Origin of the sequence: Sphaerisporangium sp. NPDC005289 (genome assembly GCF_040607455.1) — a bacterium.
In the GTDB taxonomy this organism is placed as follows: Bacteria; Actinomycetota; Actinomycetes; order Streptosporangiales; family Streptosporangiaceae; genus Sphaerisporangium; species Sphaerisporangium rhizosphaerae.
This window is the reverse complement of sequence record NZ_JBEXGS010000025.1, coordinates 116,013-140,321: the sequence shown is the minus strand read 5'-3', so window position 1 is coordinate 140,321 and position 24,309 is coordinate 116,013. Positions and strand designations below refer to the sequence as shown.

Annotated in this window: 22 protein-coding genes; 7 read left to right on the top strand and 15 right to left on the bottom strand. The window is 72.0% G+C overall.

Translation table 11 applies throughout. The features are described from left to right. The first annotated feature begins 2,181 nt into the window (after window positions 1–2,181). Window positions 2,182–2,709, top strand: a complete 528-nt coding sequence (locus ABZT47_RS33110) for a hypothetical protein (RefSeq protein ID WP_354851074.1) — start codon at window positions 2,182–2,184, stop codon at window positions 2,707–2,709. A gap of 262 nt (window positions 2,710–2,971) precedes the next feature. Here ABZT47_RS33110 and ABZT47_RS33105 read toward each other — a convergent pair whose 3' ends face one another. Continuing rightward, window positions 2,972–3,169 carry a transposase gene (locus tag ABZT47_RS33105; protein WP_354851071.1) on the bottom strand — a complete coding sequence of 66 codons (198 nt, stop codon included), beginning with the start codon at window positions 3,167–3,169 and terminating at the stop codon, window positions 2,972–2,974. Between the two features lie 394 nt (window positions 3,170–3,563). On the opposite strand from ABZT47_RS33105, the gene ABZT47_RS33100 reads away from it, so the two are divergent. Further along, entirely contained in the window at window positions 3,564–4,265 is a 702-nt protein-coding gene (locus tag ABZT47_RS33100) for a hypothetical protein (protein ID WP_354851068.1), read from the top strand. Window positions 4,266–4,433: 168 nt separating this feature from the next. Then, window positions 4,434–5,192 (top strand): protein phosphatase 2C domain-containing protein, encoded by a 759-nt coding sequence (locus ABZT47_RS33095; RefSeq protein ID WP_354851065.1) that lies wholly within the window; start codon window positions 4,434–4,436, stop codon window positions 5,190–5,192. Between the two features lie 83 nt (window positions 5,193–5,275). Here ABZT47_RS33095 and ABZT47_RS33090 read toward each other — a convergent pair whose 3' ends face one another. Continuing rightward, window positions 5,276–5,827, bottom strand: a complete 552-nt coding sequence (locus ABZT47_RS33090; RefSeq protein WP_354851062.1) for a helix-turn-helix domain-containing protein — start codon at window positions 5,825–5,827, stop codon at window positions 5,276–5,278. A gap of 74 nt (window positions 5,828–5,901) precedes the next feature. Here ABZT47_RS33090 and ABZT47_RS33085 point away from each other — a divergent pair, with 74 nt between their 5' ends. After that, window positions 5,902–6,738, top strand: coding sequence for an alpha/beta hydrolase (locus tag ABZT47_RS33085; RefSeq protein ID WP_354851059.1), 837 nt, complete (start codon window positions 5,902–5,904; stop codon window positions 6,736–6,738). A 50-nt stretch (window positions 6,739–6,788) separates the two neighbouring features. Here the strand turns inward: ABZT47_RS33085 and ABZT47_RS33080 are convergent, their stop codons facing one another. Both ABZT47_RS33080 and ABZT47_RS33075 read right to left on the bottom strand, forming a co-directional pair. Next, the gene (locus ABZT47_RS33080) at window positions 6,789–8,054 is read right to left on the bottom strand and encodes a class I SAM-dependent RNA methyltransferase (RefSeq protein ID WP_354851056.1); all 1,266 of its coding nucleotides are present in this window, start codon (window positions 8,052–8,054) and stop codon (window positions 6,789–6,791) included. Further along, window positions 8,051–10,063 carry an APC family permease gene (locus tag ABZT47_RS33075; RefSeq protein WP_354851053.1) on the bottom strand — a complete coding sequence of 671 codons (2,013 nt, stop codon included), beginning with the start codon at window positions 10,061–10,063 and terminating at the stop codon, window positions 8,051–8,053. The genes ABZT47_RS33080 and ABZT47_RS33075 overlap by 4 nt, the downstream gene beginning before the upstream one ends. A 138-nt stretch (window positions 10,064–10,201) precedes the next feature. Between ABZT47_RS33075 and ABZT47_RS33070 the strand changes: the two genes are divergently transcribed. Further along, the gene (locus ABZT47_RS33070) at window positions 10,202–10,870 is read left to right on the top strand and encodes a TrkA family potassium uptake protein (RefSeq protein ID WP_354851050.1); all 669 of its coding nucleotides are present in this window, start codon (window positions 10,202–10,204) and stop codon (window positions 10,868–10,870) included. Then, window positions 10,870–11,529: a TrkA family potassium uptake protein gene (locus ABZT47_RS33065; protein ID WP_354851047.1), complete on the top strand. Its 660-nt coding sequence runs from the start codon at window positions 10,870–10,872 to the stop codon at window positions 11,527–11,529. The genes ABZT47_RS33070 and ABZT47_RS33065 overlap by 1 nt, the downstream gene beginning before the upstream one ends. Before the next feature lie 175 nt (window positions 11,530–11,704). Here the strand turns inward: ABZT47_RS33065 and ABZT47_RS33060 are convergent, their stop codons facing one another. From ABZT47_RS33060 to valS, 6 genes are all read right to left on the bottom strand, one after another. Beyond that, window positions 11,705–12,382 carry a DUF3159 domain-containing protein gene (locus tag ABZT47_RS33060; protein ID WP_354851044.1) on the bottom strand — a complete coding sequence of 226 codons (678 nt, stop codon included), beginning with the start codon at window positions 12,380–12,382 and terminating at the stop codon, window positions 11,705–11,707. A gap of 74 nt (window positions 12,383–12,456) precedes the next feature. Continuing rightward, window positions 12,457–12,846, bottom strand: a complete 390-nt coding sequence (locus ABZT47_RS33055; RefSeq protein WP_354851042.1) for an OB-fold nucleic acid binding domain-containing protein — start codon at window positions 12,844–12,846, stop codon at window positions 12,457–12,459. A 55-nt stretch (window positions 12,847–12,901) separates the two neighbouring features. Beyond that, window positions 12,902–13,570 (bottom strand): DUF3710 domain-containing protein, encoded by a 669-nt coding sequence (locus ABZT47_RS33050; protein WP_354851039.1) that lies wholly within the window; start codon window positions 13,568–13,570, stop codon window positions 12,902–12,904. A 22-nt stretch (window positions 13,571–13,592) separates the two neighbouring features. Further along, on the bottom strand, window positions 13,593–14,027 hold the full coding sequence (dut, locus tag ABZT47_RS33045) for a dUTP diphosphatase (RefSeq protein ID WP_354851036.1): 435 nt from the start codon (window positions 14,025–14,027) through the stop codon (window positions 13,593–13,595). Between the two features lie 195 nt (window positions 14,028–14,222). After that, window positions 14,223–15,533 (bottom strand): AI-2E family transporter, encoded by a 1,311-nt coding sequence (locus ABZT47_RS33040; RefSeq protein ID WP_354851033.1) that lies wholly within the window; start codon window positions 15,531–15,533, stop codon window positions 14,223–14,225. A gap of 159 nt (window positions 15,534–15,692) precedes the next feature. Further along, a complete protein-coding gene (valS, locus tag ABZT47_RS33035; protein ID WP_354851030.1) occupies window positions 15,693–18,245 on the bottom strand; it encodes a valine--tRNA ligase in 2,553 nt (850 codons plus the stop codon). 78 nt (window positions 18,246–18,323) lie between these two features. Between valS and ABZT47_RS33030 the strand changes: the two genes are divergently transcribed. After that, the gene (locus ABZT47_RS33030; protein ID WP_354851027.1) at window positions 18,324–18,629 is read left to right on the top strand and encodes a DUF4235 domain-containing protein; all 306 of its coding nucleotides are present in this window, start codon (window positions 18,324–18,326) and stop codon (window positions 18,627–18,629) included. A 24-nt stretch (window positions 18,630–18,653) separates the two neighbouring features. On the opposite strand, the gene ABZT47_RS33025 is transcribed toward ABZT47_RS33030, so the two are convergent. The 5 genes from ABZT47_RS33025 to ABZT47_RS33005 form a co-directional block, all read right to left on the bottom strand. Next, a complete protein-coding gene (locus ABZT47_RS33025; RefSeq protein WP_354851025.1) occupies window positions 18,654–20,066 on the bottom strand; it encodes a trehalose-6-phosphate synthase in 1,413 nt (470 codons plus the stop codon). Between the two features lie 240 nt (window positions 20,067–20,306). Further along, window positions 20,307–21,140 (bottom strand): hypothetical protein, encoded by an 834-nt coding sequence (locus tag ABZT47_RS33020; protein WP_354851022.1) that lies wholly within the window; start codon window positions 21,138–21,140, stop codon window positions 20,307–20,309. 16 nt (window positions 21,141–21,156) lie between these two features. Beyond that, complete coding sequence (locus ABZT47_RS33015) at window positions 21,157–21,456, bottom strand: DUF4193 domain-containing protein (protein WP_114029376.1); 300 nt, start codon at window positions 21,454–21,456, stop codon at window positions 21,157–21,159. Between the two features lie 282 nt (window positions 21,457–21,738). Next, entirely contained in the window at window positions 21,739–23,439 is a 1,701-nt protein-coding gene (locus tag ABZT47_RS33010) for an ATP-binding protein (RefSeq protein ID WP_354851020.1), read from the bottom strand. Continuing rightward, window positions 23,436–24,089 (bottom strand): response regulator transcription factor, encoded by a 654-nt coding sequence (locus tag ABZT47_RS33005; RefSeq protein WP_354851018.1) that lies wholly within the window; start codon window positions 24,087–24,089, stop codon window positions 23,436–23,438. The genes ABZT47_RS33010 and ABZT47_RS33005 overlap by 4 nt, the downstream gene beginning before the upstream one ends. Between the last annotated feature and the right edge of the window lie 220 nt (window positions 24,090–24,309).

Here is a 24,309-nt window from a genome sequence, read left to right as displayed (position 1 = left end):
CTTTTTTTTCTTTTGGTCTCTTTCCCGTCGGGCGCCGCGGGGGGGGGCGGCCCGCCCCCCCACCCCCACCCCCCCCCCCTCAATGGGGGGGGCGCCCCCCCCCCCCCCACACCTCTTCGGCTCATCTCAGTTGGCGGGCATCGATGGCGGTCAACCGCACACGGGGTAGGCCACCCCGTATCCCAGTGCTCCCGGACACGAATCCGGGTACACGGTGAACCCGGTGACCTGCGGGGCGACGACCGGGAAGACCGTCAGACCAGAAGGGCCGGAAATGCCGGAAGGACCGGGAGGGCCGGCGGGACCTTCGGGACCGGCAGGGCCCTCCGGACCTTGCGGGCCCACAGGACCGGCAGGGCCTTCAGGACCGGCAGGCCCCCCGGGCCCCTCGGGACCTTGGGGACCCGCAGGGCCCTCGGGACCGGCGGGACCCTCAGGACCGGCAGGACCGGCAGGACCGCCGGGACCCTCAGGGCCGGCGGGGCCCTCAGGACCCGCAGGACCGGCTGGACCTTCAGGACCGGCAGGACCCCCCGGACCTTGCGGGCCCACAGGACCGGCAGGGCCTTCAGGACCGGCAGGCCCCCCCGGACCCTCGGGACCTTGGGGACCCGCAGGGCCCTCGGGACCAGCGGGACCCTCAGGGCCCTCGGGACCGGCGGGCCCCTGAGGACCGGCAGGGCCGGCGGGACCCTCAGGACCTGCGGGACCTTGCGGACCGGCGGGACCTGGGGCGCCGTCCGTCCCCGGTCGTCCCGGGAAACCCCTGGGTCCGGGCGGCCCGGGAGGACCGGGAGGACCGGGAGGACCGGCGGGACCCGGCGGCACCTTGCAGAGTGATTGGGGAAGACCGAGCCAGGCGCACAGCGGGATCGCGCCGGGCGCGACCGGGGCGGCCTGCGGCCTGACCACCTGAACGCTCGCCGGCGGGCAGAGCGTGGGAACACAGGCACGTTGAGCCACAAAATGGCCCCACATCGGTGCTCCGTAGTATGTGCCGCTCATCGTATAGTCGATGACCGCCTGACCTGGTGGCCAGGGGGTCTTTGCCTCGGCACCTGCCACGGCAGGTGAGTAAACGATAACGACCCCGGCGAGCGCGCCGCTCAGCAGGGTCCGTTTCATCAATGTAGCCACTCTTCATTCTCTCCTCGGAATTCGAGGTGAAGCGCTCGCACGCGCGGCTCTTTACCAGGATGATGATGTCATTAAGTTCGCTTTCCCCGTCCGGCCGGATCGCCTGCCCGACATCGCGGACTTCTCCGCCCGACCCGTCGATGAGCGCCGCCGCAAGCTCGTCATATCGATATTCGCGGCGTGTCGCCCTGATTGCACGGATCAACGGCCCTCGCGAAATGCAGCCGCTCACTTCTCCGGCGTGGCCATGGAAGCGCAGGACAGCTGAGCGGTCGCGAGGCGCCGGCCGGTGAAGTGCCGCACGCGCCGCGAAGTCGTGCACAGGCGGCCGACGGCGCCGAACACCCGGAAAACGCGCCGCGACGTCGGCCGCTCACAATGCCGGGCCGCCGGCGCGGCGTTCGCGACGGCTCCCGAAGGTCCTCGGCGGATGCCCCGATTCCGATGACCGCACGTCAGACTGGACATCCTGTCCGAAGGCGCTCGAAGCCGCATCCGGGCGATCCCAGTTATCTCACGGCGAGAAGGACATCGAATTCCTGGTTCTGCGCGCCGTTCGTCGCGGCGTGGGGCGGATGTCATAATGACGCCTCCCGCCGAAAGGGCCGGAAGCGTCGGTCTTCGCCGGTTGACGCCTCGGAAATAGGTCGCGTGCTCGCGGGAGATACCGTCCAGCGCCGGTCCGACCGTCACGGTCCCGGCCAGGCGGTCCGGCCAAGTGGACCCGGGCCCTTCCGACGTCGCATCGGAGACCTTTTCCACGTCTCCACAAAAGGCGTATTCGACCGAAGCGCCTACGTTCCCGACAATCGGTACATAGCGACAGGGTGGGGTTTCGTGGCAGCGGGGCTCTGTTCGGGGAACCGCCATTCTTACTGTTTCCTGGTCCCGGTGATGGCGTGGCTGCCGATGGATTCCGGTCGCCGAATGCGACGATCTCGGTAGGTCGCGAGGCCTGTCACGAGATACCGGCGAATCCACGGTTGCCCGGCGGGTTCGCGCGGGGTTGCACCGGGGGAACCAAGAAGGGTTCGGGGATTCATCATGATCCGAATAACGTTCGTCATCACGGCGGCTCTGGCGGCGCTGCCGCTCTCCGCGTTGACCGCCTCGGCCGACGCGGGCAGCCTTGCCGCCGCCGGGTCCACGATGGCGCCGGCATCGTCCGCCACGGCTTCGGCCCCGAAGGCCCCGTGCTCCAAGCAAGGCTGCGGCGACGTAGTGTGCCCGCCCGGCTACACCTGCGTGTACTCGCCCAAGCAGTGCTTCACGATGCCCTGTCCGCAGTACGAATGCGTCGCCGTCGGAGGCGGCTATCCCGTGACCCCTCCGTACGTCCTGCCGTACCCGTATCCGTACCCCTACCCGTACTCCCGGCCGGGCTGGTGGCCAAGGCCGTACCCGCACTACCCGAGGCCGATCCCCGGTCCGCACTACCCGTCAGGGCCGCGACCGCACATCCTTCCGGCGCCGGCCCTGCCGATCGCCGGCGGCCCGCAGGGGCCGAGCCAGCCGGGCGTGCGTGACGCGCAACTTCCGATCCAGCAGCCACCGGGCCGACCGGGCGTATAACGGCCCTCGGGCCCGGCGCCGACCACGTGCCTCACTGGCACGTGGAAGGCCCTCGCGATCCGGCGACCCGGCGACGGCTTGACCGGGCGAGCCGTGAAGCACCACGGTGAGCGGGCGCCTACGACCAGCTCCTGATCACCAATAGGCAAACGGGGCACGCGGATGTGCGGCCGCTTCGCGACGATGTGGTTCCACCGAGGACCCGATCCGAGCGAGCGGCCGCCAGGGCCCGGCCACCGTCTTCTGGTACGGCTCCCGGTGCTCAGTTCCGGCCGCCGGCGGCGGCCTGCGGCAGGATGACCAGCTCGACCAGCTCGTCCAGGTCCACGATGGACGCCACCTCGGCGACCGAGCGGCAGTAGGCGATCAGCACTCCGTGCTGGCGCACCCGGAGCAGCGTGTGGCCGTCCAGCCTGATCGGCTCGACCTCGTATCCCTCTCCCCCGACCCATTTCGACATGCCGGAAATGATAAGAAACCGCAGGTCAAGGCGCAGCAAAGCCCTTCGTCGCCCAGATTCCCCGCTCGCCCGCGGCAACACGCCTCGCGCGGGGATTCGCGAGCCCGCCCACGGGTAGCGCCAGAATTGACCGGACATCCCAGGGACTTTCGCGTTCGGGCCGTAGGAGGAACGCGTGCAGCGACATGGACAGCCGCCACACCAGCAGGGCGATGTCACGCGGGTCCATACGTCCGAACAGGCGAAGACGGAACCGGCCCAGCCGCCCGGACGAAGAGAAAGCGAGCCGATCCGGCCGCCCGAACAAGGCGAGAGCAAGCCGATCCGGCCGTCCGAGCCGACACGCCCGCTCGGGCGCGAAGACGGTGGGCCGGTCCGGACGGTGGTGGCGGCGGTGGCCGGCGGAGCGGCGGCGGTGTTCCAGGCGGTGGCACGGCTGCGGCACGGGCGTCCGCTGCACCCCGACGGGCTGGTCCTCGACGCCGCGCTCGCCCTGCACGGCGCCTCCCGCCCCAGGGGCGCCGCCTTCCTCGACGAGCCGGCGGACCTTCGAGGCGTCGCCCGCCTGTCCCGCGCCGCCGGCCTGCCCCCTCCCCTGCCCGACATCCTCGGCCTGGCCCTGCGCTGGCGGACCTCCGCCGCCCCCGACGGCGGCACCGGTGAGGTCACCGCGGAACTCCTGCTCGCCACCACAGGGCACACCCTGCTTGGCCGCCGCCTGCTGCGCCCCGCGACCAGATGGTCGCCCGGCATGTACGGTTCGCTCCTCCCGTACGCGGCCGGCGGCGGTCATGTCCTGCTCGGCGTGGTCGCGAGATGGCCCGGCCCGCCGGCGGGCCTCGCGGCGCTCAGAAGGGCCTCAGAGGGGGGACCATTGCGGTTCGACCTGGTGGTCGCCTCCCCTCTCGGCCCCTGGGAGCGGTTCGGGACGCTGACGCTCACCGGCCCCGCCCGGTCGGACGCCGCCGAGCCGACCCGCTTCGACCCCGTTCGCAACCCCATCCCCGGCCTGCCCCCGACCGGCCTGCTCCAGTGGGCCCGAGGCCCCATCTACGGCGCCAGCGAGCGCGTCCCGGACCACGACGCCCTCCCATGACGCCCTGGTCCTCACCTGACTCGCCGGCGCCGGTCGCGGCCGGCGACCGTCTCCTCGGGACCGAGCGCGTCCCGGCGGTCCTGGCCCTTGCCGTCGCGGACGCATAATCGGTGACAGGCGGCACGCCGTGCCGGCCTGGCCGGCGTCCGATCTCAGGTGAGGAGTCCCTTGCACGTCACCTTCTCCACGGCGGCCGCTCCCGTCCCCGGCCGCCGCAACGAGGACCTGGTCATCGCCGGGCCCGAGTGGGTCGCCGTGCTGGACGGGGCCACGGCCGCGGCCGGGGTGGATTCGGGATGCCGGCACGACGTCGCGTGGTACGTCGCCCGGCTGGGCGCGGGGCTGGCGCGCGGGCTCGCCGCCGAGCCGGACGCCGGCCTGCGGCAGATCCTCGCCGCGGCGATCGGCGAGGCGACGGACGCCCACGGAGGGGCATGCGACCTGGCGAACGCGGACTCGCCGTCCTCCACGGTGGCGATGGTCCGGAGGCGCGCGGACATGCTGGACTATCTGGTGCTGTGCGACTCGCCGGTCGTGTTGCACGGCCGGGACGGCATGGTCACGGTGATCGACGACGACCGCATCGACCACCTCCCCGGCGGCCGGCCGTACAGCGTGGCGCTGGTGCGCTCGGTGCGCAACAGGCCGGGCGGGTTCTGGGTCGCCGGCGCGCTCCCGGAGGCGGCCGGCGAGGCCGTGGCCGGCTCGGTGGAGGCTGCCGGGCTGAGCGGCGTCCTGCTGGCCACCGACGGCGTGACCCGCCTGGTCGAGTGGTACGGCCACACGTGGGAGCACCTGGTGGAGACCGCGGCCAAGGCCGGGACCGCCGAACTGATCGCCCAGGTGCGCGAGGCCGAACTGCGGCACGGCACCCCCGCCGGCGCCAAGCCCCACGACGACGCGACAGCCGCGTGGGCATCGTGGTGAACGGTGTGCCGTCTGAGGTTTATGCCTTTACAAAGTATGAATCAGGAAGCGCCGGCGGGGGCTGACGCCGACGCCTCCCCCGGCTAGCGCTCGGTTCCATCAGCGGGCGGTTGCTCGACGGGAAACAAGATCGCGCTGAGGAGGTACGGCGCGCGGCCCGGGGCGGAGGCGTTGGCCAGCCGGCCGCGCAGTACCGCGATCAGGTCGGCCGCCATCTCGGTGAGCTCGTCCGGGCTGAGCCACAGGGTGCCCTGCCGGTAGGAGACCGAGTCGGCGACCGGGTCGGCGCCGTCACGGTCCAGGTAGGCGTTGAATTCGGCGATCAGGACGGCCATGGCCGCGGCGAATCCACGCCGGTGGTCGTCGAGCGACATCGCGGCGGCCGCGTCGCCGTCGATCCTGGGCCGGTCCTGACGCAGCCGGTAGCGGCGCTCGACCGCACCGCGCACTCGCTGCTCGCCGCCCACCTCCAGCAACCCTCCCTCCGTCAGCTGGGCCACCTGGCGATACACCGTGATCTTGGGCACGTCGGGCATGCGGGCGCACATCTGCGCGATCGTCAGCGTGCCCGCCGCGGACAGAGCATGCACGATGCGCAGCCGCACCGGGTGCAACAGCTGGTCGACAGGGTCCATGGCCCAACGATTTCATATGCGATACCGTTATCTAAAATGAAAACGTAGCGGGGATGGGAGGAGCCTTGCGGGAGATGCCAGGGAGGAGGGTGCCGGTCAACGGCCGGCACATCTATGTCGAGGAGTCCGGCCAGGGGCAGGACTGGGTGGTCTTCGAGGCGGGCGCGGGCTGCGGCCGCACCTTCTGGGATCCGGTGCTGCCGCTGCTGGCCGGCACGGCGCGCCTGGTGGCCTACGACCGGGCCGGGCGCGCGCTCAGCGGCCGCATCTCCGGCCGGCTCGGCATCGACGACATGGCCGCCGACCTGACCGCGATGACCGAGGCCGTCGTCCCCGGCGAGTTCGTGCTCGTCGCGCACAGTATGGGCGGACTGGTCGCCCGCCGGGCCGCCGAGCACCTGGGACCTCGGCTGCGAGGGCTGCTGCTGGTCGACGCCCTACCGGAGACCTCGCCGGTGTACGACACCTGGGACCAGACCACCAAGAAGGTCGACCGCGTGCTGGCGGTGATGCAGCGACTCAGCCAATTCGCTCCCCTGGCGTGGTTGTTCAGCGGCAATCTGCGGCGCGCGTTCTCCGCCGACACCTACAAAACCATCCTCGCCGAGGATCTCACCCCGGCCGGAACCGCGCAGACCCGCAAGGAGATGCGGGCGGTGGCCGCCGCCATCCCGCGATTCCGCACCCAGCCTCCGCAGCCGCCGAAATGCCCGACGATCGTGCTGTCGGCGGCCCACGCCGCCAGAGGACGGGAGCGTCAGCACGCCGCCATCCGCGAGCACCAGCGCCGCTATGCCGCCGGCCTGCCCGACGGCCGCCACGAGGACGTCGCCTCGGGACACCTCATCCCGGCCGAGCAACCGCACCTGGTCGCCGACCGGACACGCCGGCTGCTCGGCCGCGGCGCCTGACCACCGGGCCGCCCTGCGCCCTTCCGTGCCGCGTCACTGCCGGTCAGGGGCTAGACCACGTCCTTCACCAGGAGCACGACGGTCTCGACGTGGTGGGTCATGGGGAAGGCGTCGAAGGCGCGCAGGTCGACGGCGGGGTAGCCGTGGTCGGCGAACCAGGACAGGTCGCGGGCCAGTGTGGCGGGGTCGCAGGAGACGTAGACGATGCGACCGGCGTCCAGGCCGGCGACCCGGCCGACCACGTCGCGGCCGAGTCCGGTGCGCGGCGGGTCGACGACCACCACGTCGGCCCGCTCGACGCCGAGCCGGTCGAGGGTGTCCTCGACACGGCCGCGCTCGACGCGCGCCTGCGGCAGGTCGCGCAGGTTGTGGCGGGCGTCCTGCACGGCGCGCGCGTCGGACTCGATGCCGAGCACCGCGCCCTCGGGACCGGCCGCCTCCGCCAGGGCCGCCGCGAACAGCCCGACGCCGCAGTAGAGATCGAGCGCCCAGTCTCCAGGCCGGACGGCGGCGTACTCCAGGACCGCCTCCAGCAGCACGCCGGGCACGCCGGGATGGACCTGCCAGAAGCCGCTGCCGGTGACCCGGAAGTCGCGTCCGCCGGCCCGCTCGGTGAGCGCCGTGCGCCCCCGCACGGCCCGCGCCTGGCCCCGGCCCTCGTCGACCAGCACGTAGGCGTCGGCGCCGAGCTCGGGCACCGCGACCGTGCGGTGGGTCTTGGGCGTGACGACGACGGCCCGCTCCCCCGTCGAGGTGGCGATGGCCTCCACGGCGGCGGCGCCGCGCCAGTCGGCCCGCTCGACGCCCACGCGCTCGACCTCCTTGTGGGCGATCAGGCAGGCGTCGACCGGCTCGATCTCGTGGGAGCGGTGGCGGCGCAGGCCGGGGACGCCGTCGGGGGTGACGGCGAACTGGACGCGGGTGCGCCAGCCGAGGCCCCTGACCGCGCCGGGGACCTCCTCGACGTCGACCTTCATGTCGATGCCGGCGAGCCGCTGGAGCTGCTCGGCGACGACCTCGCCCTTGAGGCGGCGCTGGGCCTCCAGGGTGGCGTGCTGCCAGTCGCAGCCGCCGCAGCGGCCCGGCCCGGCGAACGGGCACGGTGGGGTGACGCGGTCGGGCGACGCCTGGAGGATCTCCACGGCGTCGGCCCGCAGGAACCGCGTGGTCTCCTCGGTGACCTCTGCCAGCACCCGCTCACCTGGCAGGGCATGGCGGACGAAGACCACCCGGCCCTCGTGCCTGGCTACGCACCATCCCCCGTTGGCGACGCGCTCAACATTGAGTTCGATCGGCACTCCGGTCCCCCCGCTCACGTCTTGACCTGGTCATCCTTACGAGCCACAGCGTACGGCCGGCGCACCGAGCCGGGGGCGAACGTCTCCGGACGGCCCCGGAGCCGGTCGGAGGAGGCCAGCTGCCACGGCACGCTGGTGACCATCACGCCCGGCTGGAAGAGCAGCCTGCCCTTCAGCCGCAGCGCACTCTGGTTGTGAAGCAGATGTTCCCACCAGTGGCCCACGACATACTCGGGGATGAACACGGTGACGACATCGCGCGGCGACCGGCGCCGCAGGCTCTTGACGTATTCGAGCACCGGCCGGGTGATCTCGCGGTAGGGCGAGTCCAGGACCTTCAGCGGCACCGGGATGCCCCGCTCCTCCCAGTCGGCCTGCAGTTGCCGGGCCTCGTCGGGATCCACCGCGACGCTGATCGCCTCCAGTTTGGAGGGGCGCGTGGCGCGCGCGTACGCCAGGGCGCGCAGCGTCGGCTTGTGGATCTTCGAGAGCAGGACGATGGCGTGGTTCCTGGCCGGGAGCATGGACTCGTCGACCTCGTGCTGCTCGGGCACGGTGAGCTCGGTGGCGACGTTGTCGTAGTGGCGCCGGATGCCGCGCATCATGACGAACAGCACGACCATGGCGGCGCAGGCGATCCACGCGCCGTGGGTGAACTTGGTGATCAGGACCACCACCAGCACCAGGCCGGTCACCGTCGCGCCGAAGGCGTTGATCACCCTGGACCGCTGCATCTGCGCGCGCTTCTTGGCCTCGTCCTCGGTGCGCAGGAGCCGGTTCCAGTGCCGCACCATGCCGGTCTGGCTGATGGTGAAGGACACGAACACCCCGACGATGTAGAGCTGCACCAGGCGGGTGGTCTCGGCGTGGAAGGCGTAGATCAGCAGCCCGGCCATGGTGGCCAGGATGATGATGCCGTTGCTGAAGGCCAGGCGGTCGCCGCGCGTGTGGAGCTGGCGCGGCAGGTAGCGGTTCTGCGCCAGCACCGAGGCGAGCACCGGGAAGCCGTTGAAGGCCGTGTTCGCGGCGAGCACGAGGATCAGCGCGGTCATCGCCGTGATGAAGTAGAAGGCGGGGGTGAAGTTGCTGAACACCGTCTGGGCGACCTGCGCGATCACCGGGGCCGGGTTCTCCACGGGCCTGCCCGACCCGTCGAGGAGCGTGCTGCCCTGGGAGGGGTCGGCGAACTTGGCGCCCGTGACGTAGGCCAGGGCGGTGATGCCGACGAACATCGTCGCGGCGAGCGCGCCGAGCGCCAGCAGCGTGTTGGCGGCGTTCTTGCCCTTGGGCTTCTTGAAGGCCGGCACGCCGTTGCTGATGGCCTCGACGCCGGTCAGCGCGGCGCAACCGGAGGAGAAGGCGCGCAGCAGCAGGAAGATCAGGGCGAAGCCGCCCACGCCGACGCTCTCACCGGTGACGGTGTAGCCGGCCGTGGGGGCGGTCAGCTCGGTGCCGAGTGCCAGTCGCACTCCACCCCAGATCATCAGGCCGAAGACGCTGAGCATGAAGGCATAGGTGGGGATGGCGAAAGCCAGGCCGGACTCCCTGATGCCCCGCAGGTTCATGACGGTCAGCAGGGCGACGACCACGATGGCCGCCGCGACCCTGCGGTCGGCCAGGAAGGGCAGCGCCGCGCCGAGGTTCTCCACGCCGGAGGAGACCGACACCGCGACGGTGAGCACGTAGTCGACCATGAGCGCGCTGGCGACGACCAGGCCCTGGTTGTTGCCGAGGTTCTCGGTGGCCACCTCGAAGTCGCCGCCGCCGCTGGTGTAGGCCCGCACGTTCTGGCGGTAGGAGGCGACCACCGTCAACAGGATCACCACGACCGCGAGGGCGATCCACGGAGTGAAGTGGTAGGCCGCGATGCCGGCGATGCCGAGGGTGATGAGGATCTCCTGCGGGGCGTACGCCACCGAGGAGAGCGCGTCGCTGGCGAACACCGGCAACGCGATGCGCTTGGGCAGCAACTGCTCGTGGGCCTGCGCACTTCGAAGGGCGCGGCCCACGAGTAGTCGCTTGACCATATCTGCAACCTTGACCACGAGTGACGATGCTAGTCCTCAGGTGCGGTGCGCATCACATGGCGCTCCTAGAACCGGCCATACTTGGCCTGGTAGCTGTATAACGTCCAGTTGCCGCCTCGATGCCAACGGCGGGGGAGCATGCACATCGTCATCATGGGATGCGGCCGGGTCGGATCGACTCTCGCCCACATCCTCGAGGACAGCGGCCACTCGGTCGCGATCATCGACAGGGACCCGCAGGCGTTCCGGCGGCTGCGCGCCGGGTTCCGCGGGCGCCGCGTCACCGGCGTCGGGTTCGACCGCGACGTCCTGGAGGAGGCCGGCATCGAGTCGGCCGCCGCGTACGTCGCGGTCAGCAGCGGCGACAACTCCAACATCATCTCCGCCCGCGTGGCACGCGAGACCTTCGGCGTGGACAACGTGGTGGCCCGCATCTACGACTCGCGGCGGGCCGAGGTGTACCAGCGTCTCGGCATCCCGACGGTGGCGACGGTGCGATGGACGGCCGACCAGATCCTGCGCCGGGTGCTCCCCGAGGGCGCCGAGCCGCTGTGGCGCGACCCCACCGGCACCGTGACCCTCGCCGAGGTGGCCTACCACCAGGGCTGGATCGGCACCCGCACCAAGAAGGTGCAGGAGCTCGCCGCCACCCGGGTCGCCTTCGTCAACCGCATGGGCGAGGCGCTGCTGCCCAAGGACGACACGGTCCTGCAGGAGGGCGACATCCTGCACGTGATCGCCGCCGACACCGACATGGACCGGATCAACAAGGTGCTGTCCTCGGCGCCTGAGGAGGAGTCCCACTGATGCGCGTCACGATCGCGGGCGCGGGGGCGGTCGGCCGGTCCATCGCCGCCGAGTTGCTGGAGAACGGCCACGAGGTCCTGCTCATCGACGCCGACCCGTCGGCCATCAAGATCGACAGTGTGCCGCAGGCCGAGTGGCTGCTGGCGGACGCCTGCGAGATCTCCGCGCTGGACGAGGCGGGGCTGAACGCCTGCCACGTGGTGATCGCGGCGACCGGCGACGACAAGGCCAACCTCGTGGTGTCGCTGCTGGCCAAGACCGAGTACGGCGTGCCGCGCGTGGTGGCCCGCATCAACCACCCGAAGAACGAGTGGCTGTTCAACGAGTCGTGGGGTGTGGACGTCGCGGTGTCCACCCCTCGCCTGCTCTCGGCCCTGGTCGAGGAGGCGGTCAGCGTGGGCGACCTGGTGCGCCTGATGACCTTCCGGCAGGGCCAGGCCAACCTGGTGGAGCTCACGCTCCCCGAGGACGCCCCGGTCGTCGGGCAGCGGGCCGGGTCGGTGCCCTGGCCGCAGGACTCGGCCCTGGTCGCCATCCTGCGCGAGGGCCGGGTGCTGGTGCCTTCGGACGACGATCCGCTGGAGGCCGGGGACGAGCTGCTGTTCGTGGCCAGCCAGGAGGTCGAGGAGGACCTCGCGCACCTTCTGTCCCCGCACTGAGACACCGGCCGAGACCGCAGCGGACGGCCGCGCACCCGCCTGGGGCGCGGCCGTCGCCGTCGCGGCCGTGGGTCGCCGCCGCTGAACGGCCCGCCACGGGAACGGCCGTCCCTGCCCTCGGCGGCGGGGACGGTCGTCGTCCGGACGCCGCGGAACGGGCGCCGGACGGCCGGGGTCAGGTGCCGGTGGGCGGCGGCGCGGGGCTGATCGGGGTGCGGCCGCGGGCCAGCACCCACACCATGGCGGCGAGCGCGGCCACCTGGACCGGCCAGCCGAGCGCGACCTTCGCCACCCCGAGCGCGGCGACCTGGTCGGCGAAGTAGAGCGGGAGCTGCACCACCACGCGCAGCAGGCAGGGCAGGATGAGCAGCCAGGTCAGCCGCGAGCAGAGCCGGACGATGCCGGGGTCGCGCCGCCAGCCGGTCGGGTCGCCGGTCACCGAGCCGATGAGGAACCCGACGACCGGCCAGCGGACGATGATCGACAGTGTCATCGCGGCCGCGTAGGCGGCGTTGTAGAGGATGCCCGGCATGAAGACGTCCTTGGCCTCGCCCGTGCGGGAGGCGAAGAACGCGCCGATGCCGATGCCGACCAGGCTGTTGAGCACGAACTGCGGCGTGGAGCGCTGCGCCAGCCGCACCACCAGCAGCAGGACGGCCGCGCCGATGCTGATGATCAGCGAGGTCTTGAGCTGCTCGGTGACGATCCAGGAGACGGTGAAGGCGATCGTCGGCACGGCCGCCTCGACGATGCCCCGCACGCCGCCGAGCGCCTTGGTGAGCTGGGCGCGGATGGCGGCCTCGACGGTGTCGTGCGCGGCCGCCTCGCGGGCCGTCTCGGAGGACGTGCTCACCGGCGCGCTCCCGTGGCCGGCGCGTCCTTGGGCGGCTGCATGGTCATTGGTCTCCTCGCCTGGGGGAACCGTGGTCACTGGCCGCTCGCCGGCCGCAGCTCGTAACGAGGGTTGAACATCACCTTACGGCCGTCCTGGACGCTGACGAGCCCTTCGGCGCGCACGACGCGCCCCGGCTCGATGCCCACGATCTTCCGTCGGCCCAGCCACACCAGGTCGACCACGTCCGACCCGTCGTACAGCTCGGCCTCGAGCGACGGGACGCCGCCCCGGGGCCGCAGCGTCACCGTGCGCAGGGTGCCCGCGACGCAGAACCTCCTGCGCTGGCCGCAGGAGGCGATGGGCGTCGCCCCGTACTGGTCGAGGTCCTCCTGGAGCTCCGCCGCCTCCAGCTCGGCCTGGCTGGTCGTCAGCCGCCGCAGGAAACCGCGCAGCCCCCGTTTGACGGGCTCTGCCGTACTCATCTCTGTTCACTCCTCGCGAGCCCTGTGGTCCTGACCGTCCTGCCCGCAGCTTACGTCAGCGAGTCTCGCTGATCTCAGGTCCGCGCTCGAACGGATCGAGCGAGGGCCGGCCCTCCTGGGCGGCCTGCTGCTCGACGGCCTGACGGGCCTCGGCGGGCAGGCGCAGCTCGATGGGCTCCTTGGGCGCCATGGGCAGGTCACCCCGGACGACCACGATGTCGCGCAGGACGTCCTCCAGGGTCTTGGCGACGTCGGGGTCGGCGATGGCCCGGCCGCTGATGACCCCGCGCAGGAACCAGCGCGGGCCGTCGACGCCGATGAACCGGACGGGCTGGGTGGCGCCGTCCTGCATGATCTCGGCGGCCAGCTCGGCGCCGAAGGGGCCCTCGCGCTGCTCGCAGGTGCCCCCGGCGGCGGTCAGCTCGCGCGACAGCTCGCCGCGGACCTCGTCCCAGATGCCGGTCTTCTTGGGCGCGGCGAACGCGTGCACCTGCAGGGCGCTCTCTTCGACCATGACGATGGCGCCGACGATCTGGTCGCCGGCGACGTTGAGCTGGATCTCGAACCCGGAGCCGATGGGCAGGCGCATGCCGCCCAGGTCGACCCGCTCGGTGTCGGGGTGGGGCTCGTCGGCGTCCCACGGTCCCGACTCGCGGACGGGGACCGGCGCCTCGGCGGCCGGTGCCGTCTCCTCTTGCTCCGCATGACGGCGGCGTCGGAACACTTCGTTCACACTCCTTGTCGACTTATCGGCCGGTGGAGCCGAACCCGTCGGCGCCGCGCGCCGACCCGGGAAGCCGCTCCACCTCGTAGAAAGCTGCCTTCTCGACCCGCTGGACGACGAGCTGGGCGATGCGGTCGCCCCTGCGCAGCCGCACGGCGTCCTTGGCGTCGGTGTTGATCAGTGTCACCCGGATCTCGCCGCGGTAGCCGGCGTCCACCGTGCCGGGCGCGTTGACGAGCGTGACACCGTGGCGGGCCGCGAGGCCGGAACGCGGGTGCACGAAGGCCGCGTACCCGTCCGGCAGCGCGATCGCCACGCCGGTGCCCACGACGGCCCGCTCGCCCGGCAGCAGCTCGACGTCCGCGGCGGCGTGCAGGTCGGCCCCCGCGTCACCCGGGTGGGCGTAGGACGGGAGCGGAAGGCCGGGGTCGAGCCGCTGGATCAGCACCTCGATCATGGATTCACCTCGTGGTCGTGGAGCCGCGCTCGGCTGACGTCGGTGTGACCTCGCCTGCCGGGCCGCCGGGCGCCCACCGGGACCGGCACGCCGGCGCGGCGGCCCGCGGGCGCGTGGGCCGGGCCCTCAGCCTCAAGGTACGCCCTGAAGCGTACCGGGGCGGGCGGGGCGTGCAAGGTGTCACGAACGGAGACCTTACCCGCTGTGCTGCGGCGACACGTCCTCCCCCGCGGCGGGCGCGCGGCCCGCGGCGGGCGCGGCCGGTCCGGCGGCCTCGTGCGGCTCCTGCGGCCGGCGCGGCGGGGGCGGATCGGCGGACTCGCGCGGCCGGCGCGGCGCGGCGGGCGCCCCGGGCTCAGCGGACTCGGCGGACTCGGTTGACTCGGTTGGCTTGGCGGGCTTCCTGGGCTCGGCGGGCTCCTGCGGCGCGGCGGGCCCGGCCGGCGGCTGCGGCCCGGGCGGCTCGTGCGGGGCGGCGGGCGGCAGCTCACGCGGGCTCCTGCGCAGCTCGGGCAGGGCGCGGTAGACCACCGCGGCGATCGGCACGGCGATCGCCGCGCCGGCGATGCCGCCCAGGATGCCGCCGATCGCCAGCACCAGGATGATCGCCAAAGGATGGAACTTCACGGCCCGCCCGACGATCATCGGCTGGAGCACGTGGTTCTCCAGCTGCTGCTCGACGAGCAGGATGCCGATGAAGACCAGGGCGAAGATGGGCCCCTGCGCGCCGAGGGTCACCAGGGCGGCCAGGCCCCCGGCGATGAAGATGCCGATGATCGGGATGAAGCTCGCCAGGAAGATCAGGACCGCGAGCGGCGCCCACAGCGGCACCCTCATGGCGAACAGCACGATGCCGATGATCACGCCGTGGATGGCGGCCACGATGACCGTGCCGTGGATGTACTGCGAGAGGGTGTGCCAGGCGGCGCGGCCGGCGCGGTCGACCCGGGGCGCGGCCGAGCCGAAGCCGCGCAGGAACCACGACCAGATGCGGTCGCCGTCCTTGAGCATGAAGAAGGTGACGAACAGCAGCAGGACGATGGAGGCGAGGACCTCGATGAAGACCGCCGCCGTGGACAGCAGCGCTCCGGTGAGCGCGCTGCGCTGGGCGTTGACCTGCCGGATGATCTCATCCAACATGCCGGTGAGCTGGGCCTCTTTGAGGTGGAACGGTCCGGTGAGCAGCCAGCCCTGCACGTCGCGGGTGGTCTTCTGGATCTGCGCGATCAGCCCGGGGAACTCGTCGTTGGCCCGGGTGCCGATGATGAACCCGACGGCGACCAGCAGGGCGAGGGCGGACAGCATGGTGACCCACGTCGCCCAGATGGGGCGCAGGCCCGCCTTGCGCAGCCGGTCGGTGAGCGGGTAGAGCAGGGCGGTCAGCAGCAGCGCCACCGCCAGGGGCAGCGCCACGAAGCTGAGGTGGACGATGATCTGCGCCGAGAAGTAGATCACCACGCCGATGACGATCAGCCGCCAGCTCCAGGCCGCCATGGCGGAAAGCACCGGTGGCACAGTGCGCCCGTCAGTCTCCCGTTCCGCGATCACCATTACAGACTGGCACGCCGGGCGGCCGAACGCGCGCAGGTTACGGCCCGGTTCAAGCGACGGCCTGGTCTCCCCCGCCGAAGGCCACCCGATATGCCCGTCTCGCTGGTGAATGGGTCACCCGGCGGCGGCCTCGGCGAGCGTGACGGTCACCTCCGGCTCACCGTCGGCGGAGCCGAGGACGAACTCCTCGACCGCTCCGGCCGCGCACAGGTCGTCCTGCCCGTGGCGCACCAGCTCGACGGCGGCGCCGTGGACGTCCAGCCGCGCCACCTCCGCGCGCATGGACAGCTTGGCCGCGGACTTGGCCTTGCGGACCTCGCGCAGCACCTCCGACACCGCGGCCAGGACCCGCGCGTCGCCGGAGGCGTCCAGTTCGCCGGCCGACGGCCAGGCGGCGCGGTGCACCGAGCCCTCCCGCCACCAGGACCAGACCTCCTCGGTGACGAACGGCAGGAACGGCGCGAACAGCCGCAGCATCACCTGGAGCGCCTGCCGCAGCGCGGCGCGGGCCGACACCGCTCCGGCGTCGTCCCCGTAGGCGCGGGACTTGACCAGTTCGAGGTAGTCGTCGCAGAACTCCCAGAAGAACCGCTCGGTGGCCTCCAGGGCGCGGGTGTAGTCGTAGGACTCGAAGGCGGCCGTGGCCTCCTCCACCACTCCGGCCAGCCGGGCGAGCATCGACCGGTCGAGCGCCGCGGTGACCTGCTCCCCCGCCGCCTCGCCCAGGCCGAGCACGAACTTGGAGGCATTGAGGATCTTGATGGCCAGGCGGCGGCCGACCTTGATCTGCCCGGTGTCGAAGGCCGTGTCGGTGCCCGGACGGCCGCCGGCGGCCCAGTAGCGGACCGCATCGGAGCCGTACTCGCGCAGCAGGCCCATGGGCGTGACCACGTTGCCCTTGGACTTGGACATCTTCTTGCGGTCGGGGTCGAGGATCCAGCCGGCGATCGCGGCGTCGCGCCAGGGCAGCACGCCGCTCTCGAGGTGCGCCCGGACCACCGAGGCGAACAGCCACGTGCGGATGATCTCGTGGGCCTGCGGCCGCAGGTCCATGGGGAACACCCGCCGGTACAGGTCGTCGTCGCGCTCCCAGCCCGAGACGATCTGCGGGGTCAGCGAGGAGGTGGCCCAGGTGTCCATGACGTCGGGGTCGGCGGCGAAGCCGAAGGGCTTGCCCCGCTGGTCCTCGGCGTAACCGGGCGGCACGTCACTCGAGGGGTCGACCGGCAGGGCGTCCTCGGGCGGCACGATCGGCGCGTCGTGGATGGGCAGGCCCTCGGAGTCCAGCGGGTACCACACGGGGATGGGCACGCCGAAGAACCGCTGCCGGGAGATCAGCCAGTCGCCGGCCAGGCCCTGCACCCAGTTCTCGTAGCGCACCCGCATGTGCGGCGGGTGCCAGCGCAGCTCGCGCCCGCGTTCGAGCAGCGCCGACCGCAGCCGGGGATCGCGCCCGCCGTTGCGGATGTACCACTGGCGGGTGGTGACGATCTCCAGCGGCCGGTCGCCCTTCTCGTAGAACTTGACCGGGCGGGAGACCTTGCGCGGCTCCTCCTCCAGTTCCTCGGTGTCCCGCAGCAGTTGGACGATGCGCTCGCGGGCCGAGTGGGTCGTCAGGCCGGCCAGCAGGGCGTAGGTCTCGGCCGGGACCCCCTCGGGCGGATCGGCCAGCATGCGGCCGTCCCAGCCGATGACCGGGCGGGCCGGCAGGTCGAGCTCGCGCCACCAGACGACGTCGGTGAGGTCGCCGAAGGTGCAGATCATCGCGATGCCGGAGCCCTTGTCGCGCTCGGCCAGCCGGTGGGCGAGCACGGGCACCTGGACGCCGAACAGCGGCGTGCGCACCGTCTTGCCGAACAGGGGCTGGTAGCGCTCGTCGTCGGGGTGGGCGACCAGGGCCACGCAGGCCGGGATCAGCTCAGGGCGGGTGGTCTCGATGGCGACGCCGTCGGCGTACGCGGTGCCGGGGACCCCGCCGAACCGGATGCGGTGGAAGGCGCCCGGCCACTCGCGGTCCTCCAGCTCGGCCTGGGCGACGGCCGTGCGGAAGGTCACGTCCCAGAGGGTGGGCCCCTCGGCGACGTACGCCTCGCCGCGCGCCAGGTTGCGCAGGAACGCCCGCTGGGAGGCGGCCCGGGAGGCCTCGTCGATCGTGGCGTAGGTCAGCGACCAGTCGACCGACAGCCCGAGGTGGCGCCACAGCTCCTCGAAGGCCTTCTCGTCCTCGGTGGTCAGCTGCTCGCACAGCTCGATGAAGTTGCGCCGCGAGACGGGGACCTGGCGCTTGGGGTCGGGCTTGCCCGGCGGGCGGAAGCCGGGGTCGTAGGGCAGCGAGGGGTCGCAGCGCACGCCGAAGTGGTTCTGCACGCGGCGCTCGGTGGGCAGGCCGTTGTCGTCCCACCCCATGGGGTAGAACACCTCACGTCCGCGCATGCGCTGGAAGCGGGCGATCGTGTCGGTGTGGGTGTAGGAGAAGACGTGGCCGACGTGCAGGGCGCCCGAGACGGTCGGCGGCGGGGTGTCGATGGAGTAAACCTGCTCGCGGGTCTTGGCCCGGTCGAAGCGGTAGGTGCCCTCGGCCTCCCAGCGGGCCGCCCATACCGGCTCCAGGCCATCGAGAGAGGGCCTTTCGGGAACGGTGACATGGCGCGGTCGCTGTTGGGTCATGGCGCCCTATGGTATGGCGTCACCCCGCCCTCCGGCACGAGGGGCTAGGGTTCATCTAGATCGACGAGGGGAGAAGTCATGGCCAAATCAGACGAGGTCGAGAAGCCCGACATGGCGTGGCGGCTCATCGGCGCGGTGGTCGCGCTGGGCGTCGGGTACGCCACCCGCAAGGCCATCGAGATCGGCTGGCAGAAGACCACCGGCAAGAAGCCGCCTGCCGACCCCAACTCGCTGGAGACCAGCCTCGCCGAGGCGGTGGGCTTCGCGGTGGTGCTGGGCGTGGGCATGGAGGTCGCCCGCATCGTGGTGACGCGCTCGGCCCACAAGAGGTACCGGGCGTGGAAGGCCATCCCCGAGAAGGCCGAGCGCGTCGTCAGGTCGTAGGGCGGTCGTCAGGTCGTAGGGCGGTCAGCGCTCCAGGGCCGCCAGGAACTCCCCCGCCCACCGGTCGACGTCATAGGTGGCGACGCGGCGGCGCATGGAGCGCATCCGCCGCGACAGCTCGTGCGGGGTGGCCCGCATGGCGGCGACCATCTGCCGCTTGAGCCCCTCGACGTCGTAGGGGTTGACCAGGAAGGCGTGCTTGAGCTCGTCGGCCGCGCCCGCGAACTCGCTGAGCACGAGCGCGCCCCGCAGGTCGTGCCGGCAGGCGACGTACTCCTTGGCGACGAGGTTCATGCCGTCGCGCAGCGGCGTGACCACCATGACGTCGGCGGCGCAGTACAGAGCGGCCAGCTCTTCGCGGTCGTAGGACTGGTGGAAGTAGTTCAGCGGCGGGACGCCGAGCACGCCGTGCTGGCCGTTGATGCGCCCCACCCGCAGCTCGATCTCGTCGCGCAGGGCGCGGTAGCTCTCGACCCGCTCGCGGCTGGGCGTGGCGATCTGGACGAACACCGCCTCGCCCGGGCTGATCGTCTTGTCGGCGAGCAGCTCGCCGAAGGCCTTCAGCCGCTGGCCGATGCCCTTGGTGTAGTCGAGCCGGTCGACGCCGAGCAGGACGTGCTCGGGCTCGCCCAGCTCGGCGCGGATCTCCTTGGCGCGGGCGAGGATGTGCGGCTCGCGCACCAGGGAGTCCAGCTCGCCGAAGTCCACCGAGATCGGGAACGCCTCGGCGCGGACGGTGCGGTCGCCGACGAAGATCTCCTGCCGCTGGTTCTGCAGGCCGAGCTGGCGGCGGCACAGCCGGATGAAGTTGGAGGCGCCGCCGGGCCGCTGGAAGCCGACCAGGTCGGCGCCGAGCAGCCCTTCGAGGATCTCGCGCCGCCAGGGGAGCTGCCAGAACAGCTCGGCGGGCGGGAAGGGGATGTGCAGGAAGAAGCCGATGCGCAGGTCGGGCCGCAGGGCCCGCAGCATCGAGGGGACGAGCTGGAGCTGGTAGTCCTGGATCCAGACGACGGCGTTCTCGGCCGCGGCGTCGGCGGCGGCCCGCGCGAACCTCTCGTTGACCGCGCGGTAGGCGTCCCACAGCACGCGGGAGAAGACGGGCGTCGCCACGACGTCGTGGTACAGCGGCCACAGGGTCGCGTTGGAGAACCCCTCGTAGTAGAGCTCGACCTCGCCGGCCGAGAGCGGGACGGGGATGAGGTTCATGCCGTCGTGCTCGAAGGGCTTGAGCTCCTCGTCGGGAGCCCCGTGCCAGCCCAGCCACGCGCCGTCGCGGCGTTGCATCACGGGCGCGATCGCCGTGACCAGGCCCCCGGGACTGCGCCGCCAACTGGCGGTGCCGTCCGCCGTGATGGTCCTGTCCACGGGCAACCGGTTCGCGACGATCAGAAACGAGCTGCGCACACGTCCTCCCTCGTTGCCTTGTGATCGGTCCATGACCACCATACGAAACCGGGTGTGGCTCTCTGTACGGGGCCTCAGGTGGCGGGCGTCACAGGCGGGCGACGGCGCGAGGCGCGGCGAGAGAGATCGACCGGCTCGCGGGGGTCACGGCGAGGGGGTGCGGAGCGGCGCCGGGGGCCGGCGGTGCGGAGGGCCGTTCGGTGCCCGGGGAGGTGGAAGAGCGCGGCGCCGTCGCGGTGAGGGGAAGGACGCCGGCCGGGGGGTCGACGGGGGTCAGTCGGTGATGGAGGAGGGCTGGTCGGGGGCGGGGAGGGCGAGCTGGCGGCCGAGGTCCTTGCGGACGGCCTGGGCGAGGCGCTTCGTGGCGGCCCTGTTGAGGGCGCCTCCGGCGACGGCGCCGGTGAGGAACGGCCCTAAGGTGGTCAGGTGGCGGCCGAGCGTGCGCATCAGCCGGTTGCGCAGGGCGGCCTTGGCTGCGGCGCCGAGGGCCACCTGCACCGACGCGGGGGCGAGCGGGTCGACCCCTCGCTGCTTGGACCAGGCGACGGTGAACGCCATCGCCCGCTGGCTGCCGCTGCCCGGCACCTGCACGCCGTACACCTCGTACAGCTCGGCGATGAGCTTGACCTCGATGGCGGCGACGACGAGCGTCTCGGCCACGAGCTGCGCGGGCGCCGACAGCAGCAGCGGCGGCGCGGCGAACTCGGCGGCGGCCAGAACCCCGCCGACCGCTCCCACCGCCATCGTCGCCTTGCCCGCGGTGCGCACCAGGTCGTCGGCGAGCGCGTCGCCGGACAGGCCGTAGTGGTGCTCCTGCAGCGTCGCCAGGTCGCGGATCGGCAGGCGCGGCGCGATCGCGGCGAACATGTCGGCGAGCCAGCGGCCCCGCGCGGCGCCCGACCTGCGGGCCCGATTCTGGGCCGTCATGAGCGCCGCGCTGAGGCGGCCGAGCAGCCGTCGCCGCTCGGCCCCGTCAATGTCGCCGCCGCCGGAAAGCTTGCCGACGAGCTCGGCGACCTCGGCTTCCGCTCCGGTCTGGTCCCCCGGGGGCGGGAGCTCCGGCCGCCCGGGCTGGTCCTGCGGTGTTCGATCCGTTCCAGATGTCACGGACCCTCCAAGAGTCTCAGGCGGCGCATTCCCGGCAGATCTGCTGCCCGCCCTTGTCAGAGGCGAGCTGGCTGCGGTGATGCACCAGGAAGCAGCGCGAGCAGGTGAACTCGTCCGCCTGCCTGGGGATCACCCGGAGCGAGAGCTCCTCGTTGGACAAGTCGGCACCGGGAAGCTCGAGCGACTCGGCCAGATCGGTCTCGTCGATGTCGATGCTGCCGGAGGACTTGTCGGTCCGCCGCGCCTGGAGTTCCTGGAGGCTGTCCTCACTCAGGTCGTCGTCGGTCTTGCGCGGGCTGTCGTAATCGGTGGCCATTTGCGTATTCATCCCCCTCATCTATTGCGTGCGCGTCGCGCGTCGCGCGTCGCGCGTCTGTAACGTCTGGGCGATCCATCTTGTGCCCGCATCTCTCGGGGAATTTTGCAATCGGTACCCCGTCGGAACGGTGGACGAACCTCCTGACACGTGAGGGTCTAGCCGCCTTCGCCGCGCGGTTAGCCAAATATGGCGAAAACCTAAGCATTGGCGACAGGACCCACCGTGTTCGACGGCACATCCAACCACATGTCTGGCGCGAACGAGACGCCCCCCGCCGTATCAGCCCGCCGGAAGTCTCACCGTCATCACCAGTCCCCCGCCTTCCCTGGGGATCGCCTTCACGGTCCCCTGGTGAGCGCGGACGACCGCGCGCACGATGGACAACCCGAGCCCCGCACCGCGCGCCGATTCCACGCGGTCGGAGTGCAGGCGCCTGAAAGGTTCGAACAGGTCGTCCACCTCGTACGCGGGAACGTGCGGCCCGGTGTTGGCCACCTGAACAACCGGAGTGCCGTCCACCATTCCCGTACGGAGCCAGACTTCTCCGGACTCGCCGATGTTGTGCTTGATCGCGTTCTCCACCAGGTTGGCGACCAGGCGTTCGAGCAGCACCGGGTCGCCCATCGTGGGCGCGGGGCGCAGGTCGGCGTGCACGCTCACCTGGGTCTCCTCGGCGAAGGACGCGTGCTGCTCGACCACGGTCTGCCCGACGTCGCGCAGGTCGACCGGCTTGCGGGTGGCGAGCTCCCGTTCGCTGCGGGCGAGCAGCAGCAGGCCCTCGATGAGGTGCTCGTTCCTGGCGTTGGTGCCGAGCAGGGTGCGCCCGAGGACCTTCAGGTCCTCCGAGGCGCGCGAGTCGCCGAGCGCGACCTCCAGCACCGTGCGGTTGATCGCGAGGGGCGTGCGCAGCTCGTGGGAGGCGTTGTCCACGAAGCGCCGCTGGGCGTCGAAGGCCCGGTTGAGCCGGGTGAGCATCGCGTCGAAGGTGTCGGCGAGCTCCTTGATCTCGTCGTTGGGGCCCTGGAGGTCGATGCGCTCGTGCGCCAGCGAGGTCTCCGACAGCCGGCGCGCGGTCGCGGTCATCTTCTGGATCGGGCGCAGCGCCCGGTCGGCGACGAAGTAGCCGAACAGCAGCGCCAGGATGCCCACGCCGCCGAGGGCCAGCAGCGACCTGATCAGCAGTTGGTGCCGGGCGGCGGTGATCGTGTCGGCGCGGAAGTTCGCCCATTTGTCCTGGAGGATGGCGGCGTAGTCGGGCCGGACGTTCTCCAGGTCGAACGGGAAGGCGGGCCAGGAATCCCAGATCGCCTTGCCGACGAAGGAGTAGATCACGAATAGCAGCAGCGCGCCCGCCGCGAAGAACAGCGCGCCGTAGGTCAGCGTCAGCCGCACCCGGATGCTCATGCGCCCGGTGACCCGCCTCAGCCGGGCCAGGAGGTCCTCGGCGACCGGCCTCGGGGCGATGGGCGGCGGCCCGTCCCAGGCGGGCGGCCCGCTCGGCGGCGGAGGCGCCGCCTTGGGGCGGAACGGCTGGCGGCCGCCCTCGGACGACAACACCTCGCTCCGCCGGCCGCCTCCCCAGGCGGCCTGCGTCTTGTCGGGCTGCGCGGGGACGCGGGGGCCCGGCTCGGCGGCGCCCGCCGAGGGCGAGGGCTGGGCGACGGGGGTGGCCGTGGCCGAGCGCGGCGGTGAGCCGGCCGGCCGCTGCCCCGCCGCCGCCGAGCCCTGCCCGCCCGCGCGGACCGGCGCCGCGTTCTGGGCGCGCTCGCGGACCGGCGCGGCCTTCTGGGAACCCGTGCGGATCTGCGCGGCGTTCTGGGCGCCCGCGCGGACCGACAGGGCCGCCGGTCCCGGCGCGGCGCCGGCGTCCTCGGCGCCCGCGGGCAGCGGGGAACCGGGCGGGACGATGACCGGCTGGGGGGCGGCGAAGGTGGGACGCCCGGCCTCGGCGTCCCGCGCCGCGTCGTGTTCGTCGCTCACAGCTTGTAACCCACTCCCGGCACCGTCTCGATCACCGCCGGCTCGCCGAGCTTCTTGCGCAGCGTCATCATCGTGACCCGCACCACGTTGGTGAAGGGGTCGATGTTCTCGTCCCAGGCCTTGTCGAGCAGGTCCTCCTGGCTGACGACGGCGCCCTCGGCCCGCATCAGCTCCTCAAGGACGGCGAACTCCTTCTTGGTCAGCGCGATCTCGTTGCCGTCCCTGGTGACCAGGCGCTTGCCCGGGTCCAGGCGGACGCCCGAGCGCTCCAGCACCGGCGGCAGCGCCGGCGCGGAGCGGCGGCCGAGCGCCCGCACGCGGGCCACCAGCTCCATGAAGGCGAACGGCTTGGCCAGGTAGTCGTCGGCGCCGAGCTCCAGGCCCTCGACCTTGTCGTCCACCTCGCCCGACGCGGTGAGCATCAGGATGCGCGAGGCGGTGCGGCCGGCCACCAGGCGCCGGCACACCTCGTCGCCGTGGATCTTCGGCAGGTCGCGGTCCAGCACGATCACGTCGTAGTCGATGTACCCCGTGCGCTCCAGCGCGCCGGCGCCGTCGTAGGCGACGTCGACGGCCATCGCCTCCCGGCGCAGCCCCGTCGCGATCGCGTCCGCGAGCACCCGCTCGTCTTCCACCACAAGCACTCGCACGGCCCTGGCACCTCCTGCTAGTCGCGACCTCGCGCGATCGGTCATTGCTCCGCGGCCGGGCGGTTGCGCTTCCCGCGCCCGTGGCCGTACCCCGCGCAGGCCCATTCTTGCCACATCCGGCTTAAGCGCATGGTAAGCACTCGTCCACCGTGCGCCGGACGCGTGACATAAAGCACACCCCCGACATAAGGCATGGCGGGTTTAAGCGCGACAGAGCGGT

What these genes read in the sequence shown, in the direction of transcription:
- ABZT47_RS33030 (WP_354851027.1), top strand. Translation starts at nt 18,324, where the DNA reads ATGGCCAAATCAGACGAGGTCGAGAAGCCCGACATGGCGTGGCGGCTC.
- ABZT47_RS33105 (WP_354851071.1), bottom strand. Translation starts at nt 3,169, where the DNA reads ATGTCGAAATGGGTCGGGGGAGAGGGATACGAGGTCGAGCCGATCAGG.
- ABZT47_RS33090 (WP_354851062.1), bottom strand. Translation starts at nt 5,827, where the DNA reads ATGGACCCTGTCGACCAGCTGTTGCACCCGGTGCGGCTGCGCATCGTG.
- ABZT47_RS33075 (WP_354851053.1), bottom strand. Translation starts at nt 10,063, where the DNA reads ATGGTCAAGCGACTACTCGTGGGCCGCGCCCTTCGAAGTGCGCAGGCC.
- ABZT47_RS33110 (WP_354851074.1), top strand. Translation starts at nt 2,182, where the DNA reads ATGATCCGAATAACGTTCGTCATCACGGCGGCTCTGGCGGCGCTGCCG.
- ABZT47_RS33070 (WP_354851050.1), top strand. Translation starts at nt 10,202, where the DNA reads ATGCACATCGTCATCATGGGATGCGGCCGGGTCGGATCGACTCTCGCC.
- ABZT47_RS33085 (WP_354851059.1), top strand. Translation starts at nt 5,902, where the DNA reads ATGCCAGGGAGGAGGGTGCCGGTCAACGGCCGGCACATCTATGTCGAG.
- valS (WP_354851030.1), bottom strand. Translation starts at nt 18,245, where the DNA reads ATGACCCAACAGCGACCGCGCCATGTCACCGTTCCCGAAAGGCCCTCT.
- ABZT47_RS33015 (WP_114029376.1), bottom strand. Translation starts at nt 21,456, where the DNA reads ATGGCCACCGATTACGACAGCCCGCGCAAGACCGACGACGACCTGAGT.
- ABZT47_RS33025 (WP_354851025.1), bottom strand. Translation starts at nt 20,066, where the DNA reads ATGGACCGATCACAAGGCAACGAGGGAGGACGTGTGCGCAGCTCGTTT.
- ABZT47_RS33055 (WP_354851042.1), bottom strand. Translation starts at nt 12,846, where the DNA reads ATGAGTACGGCAGAGCCCGTCAAACGGGGGCTGCGCGGTTTCCTGCGG.
- ABZT47_RS33065 (WP_354851047.1), top strand. Translation starts at nt 10,870, where the DNA reads ATGCGCGTCACGATCGCGGGCGCGGGGGCGGTCGGCCGGTCCATCGCC.
- dut (WP_354851036.1), bottom strand. Translation starts at nt 14,027, where the DNA reads ATGATCGAGGTGCTGATCCAGCGGCTCGACCCCGGCCTTCCGCTCCCG.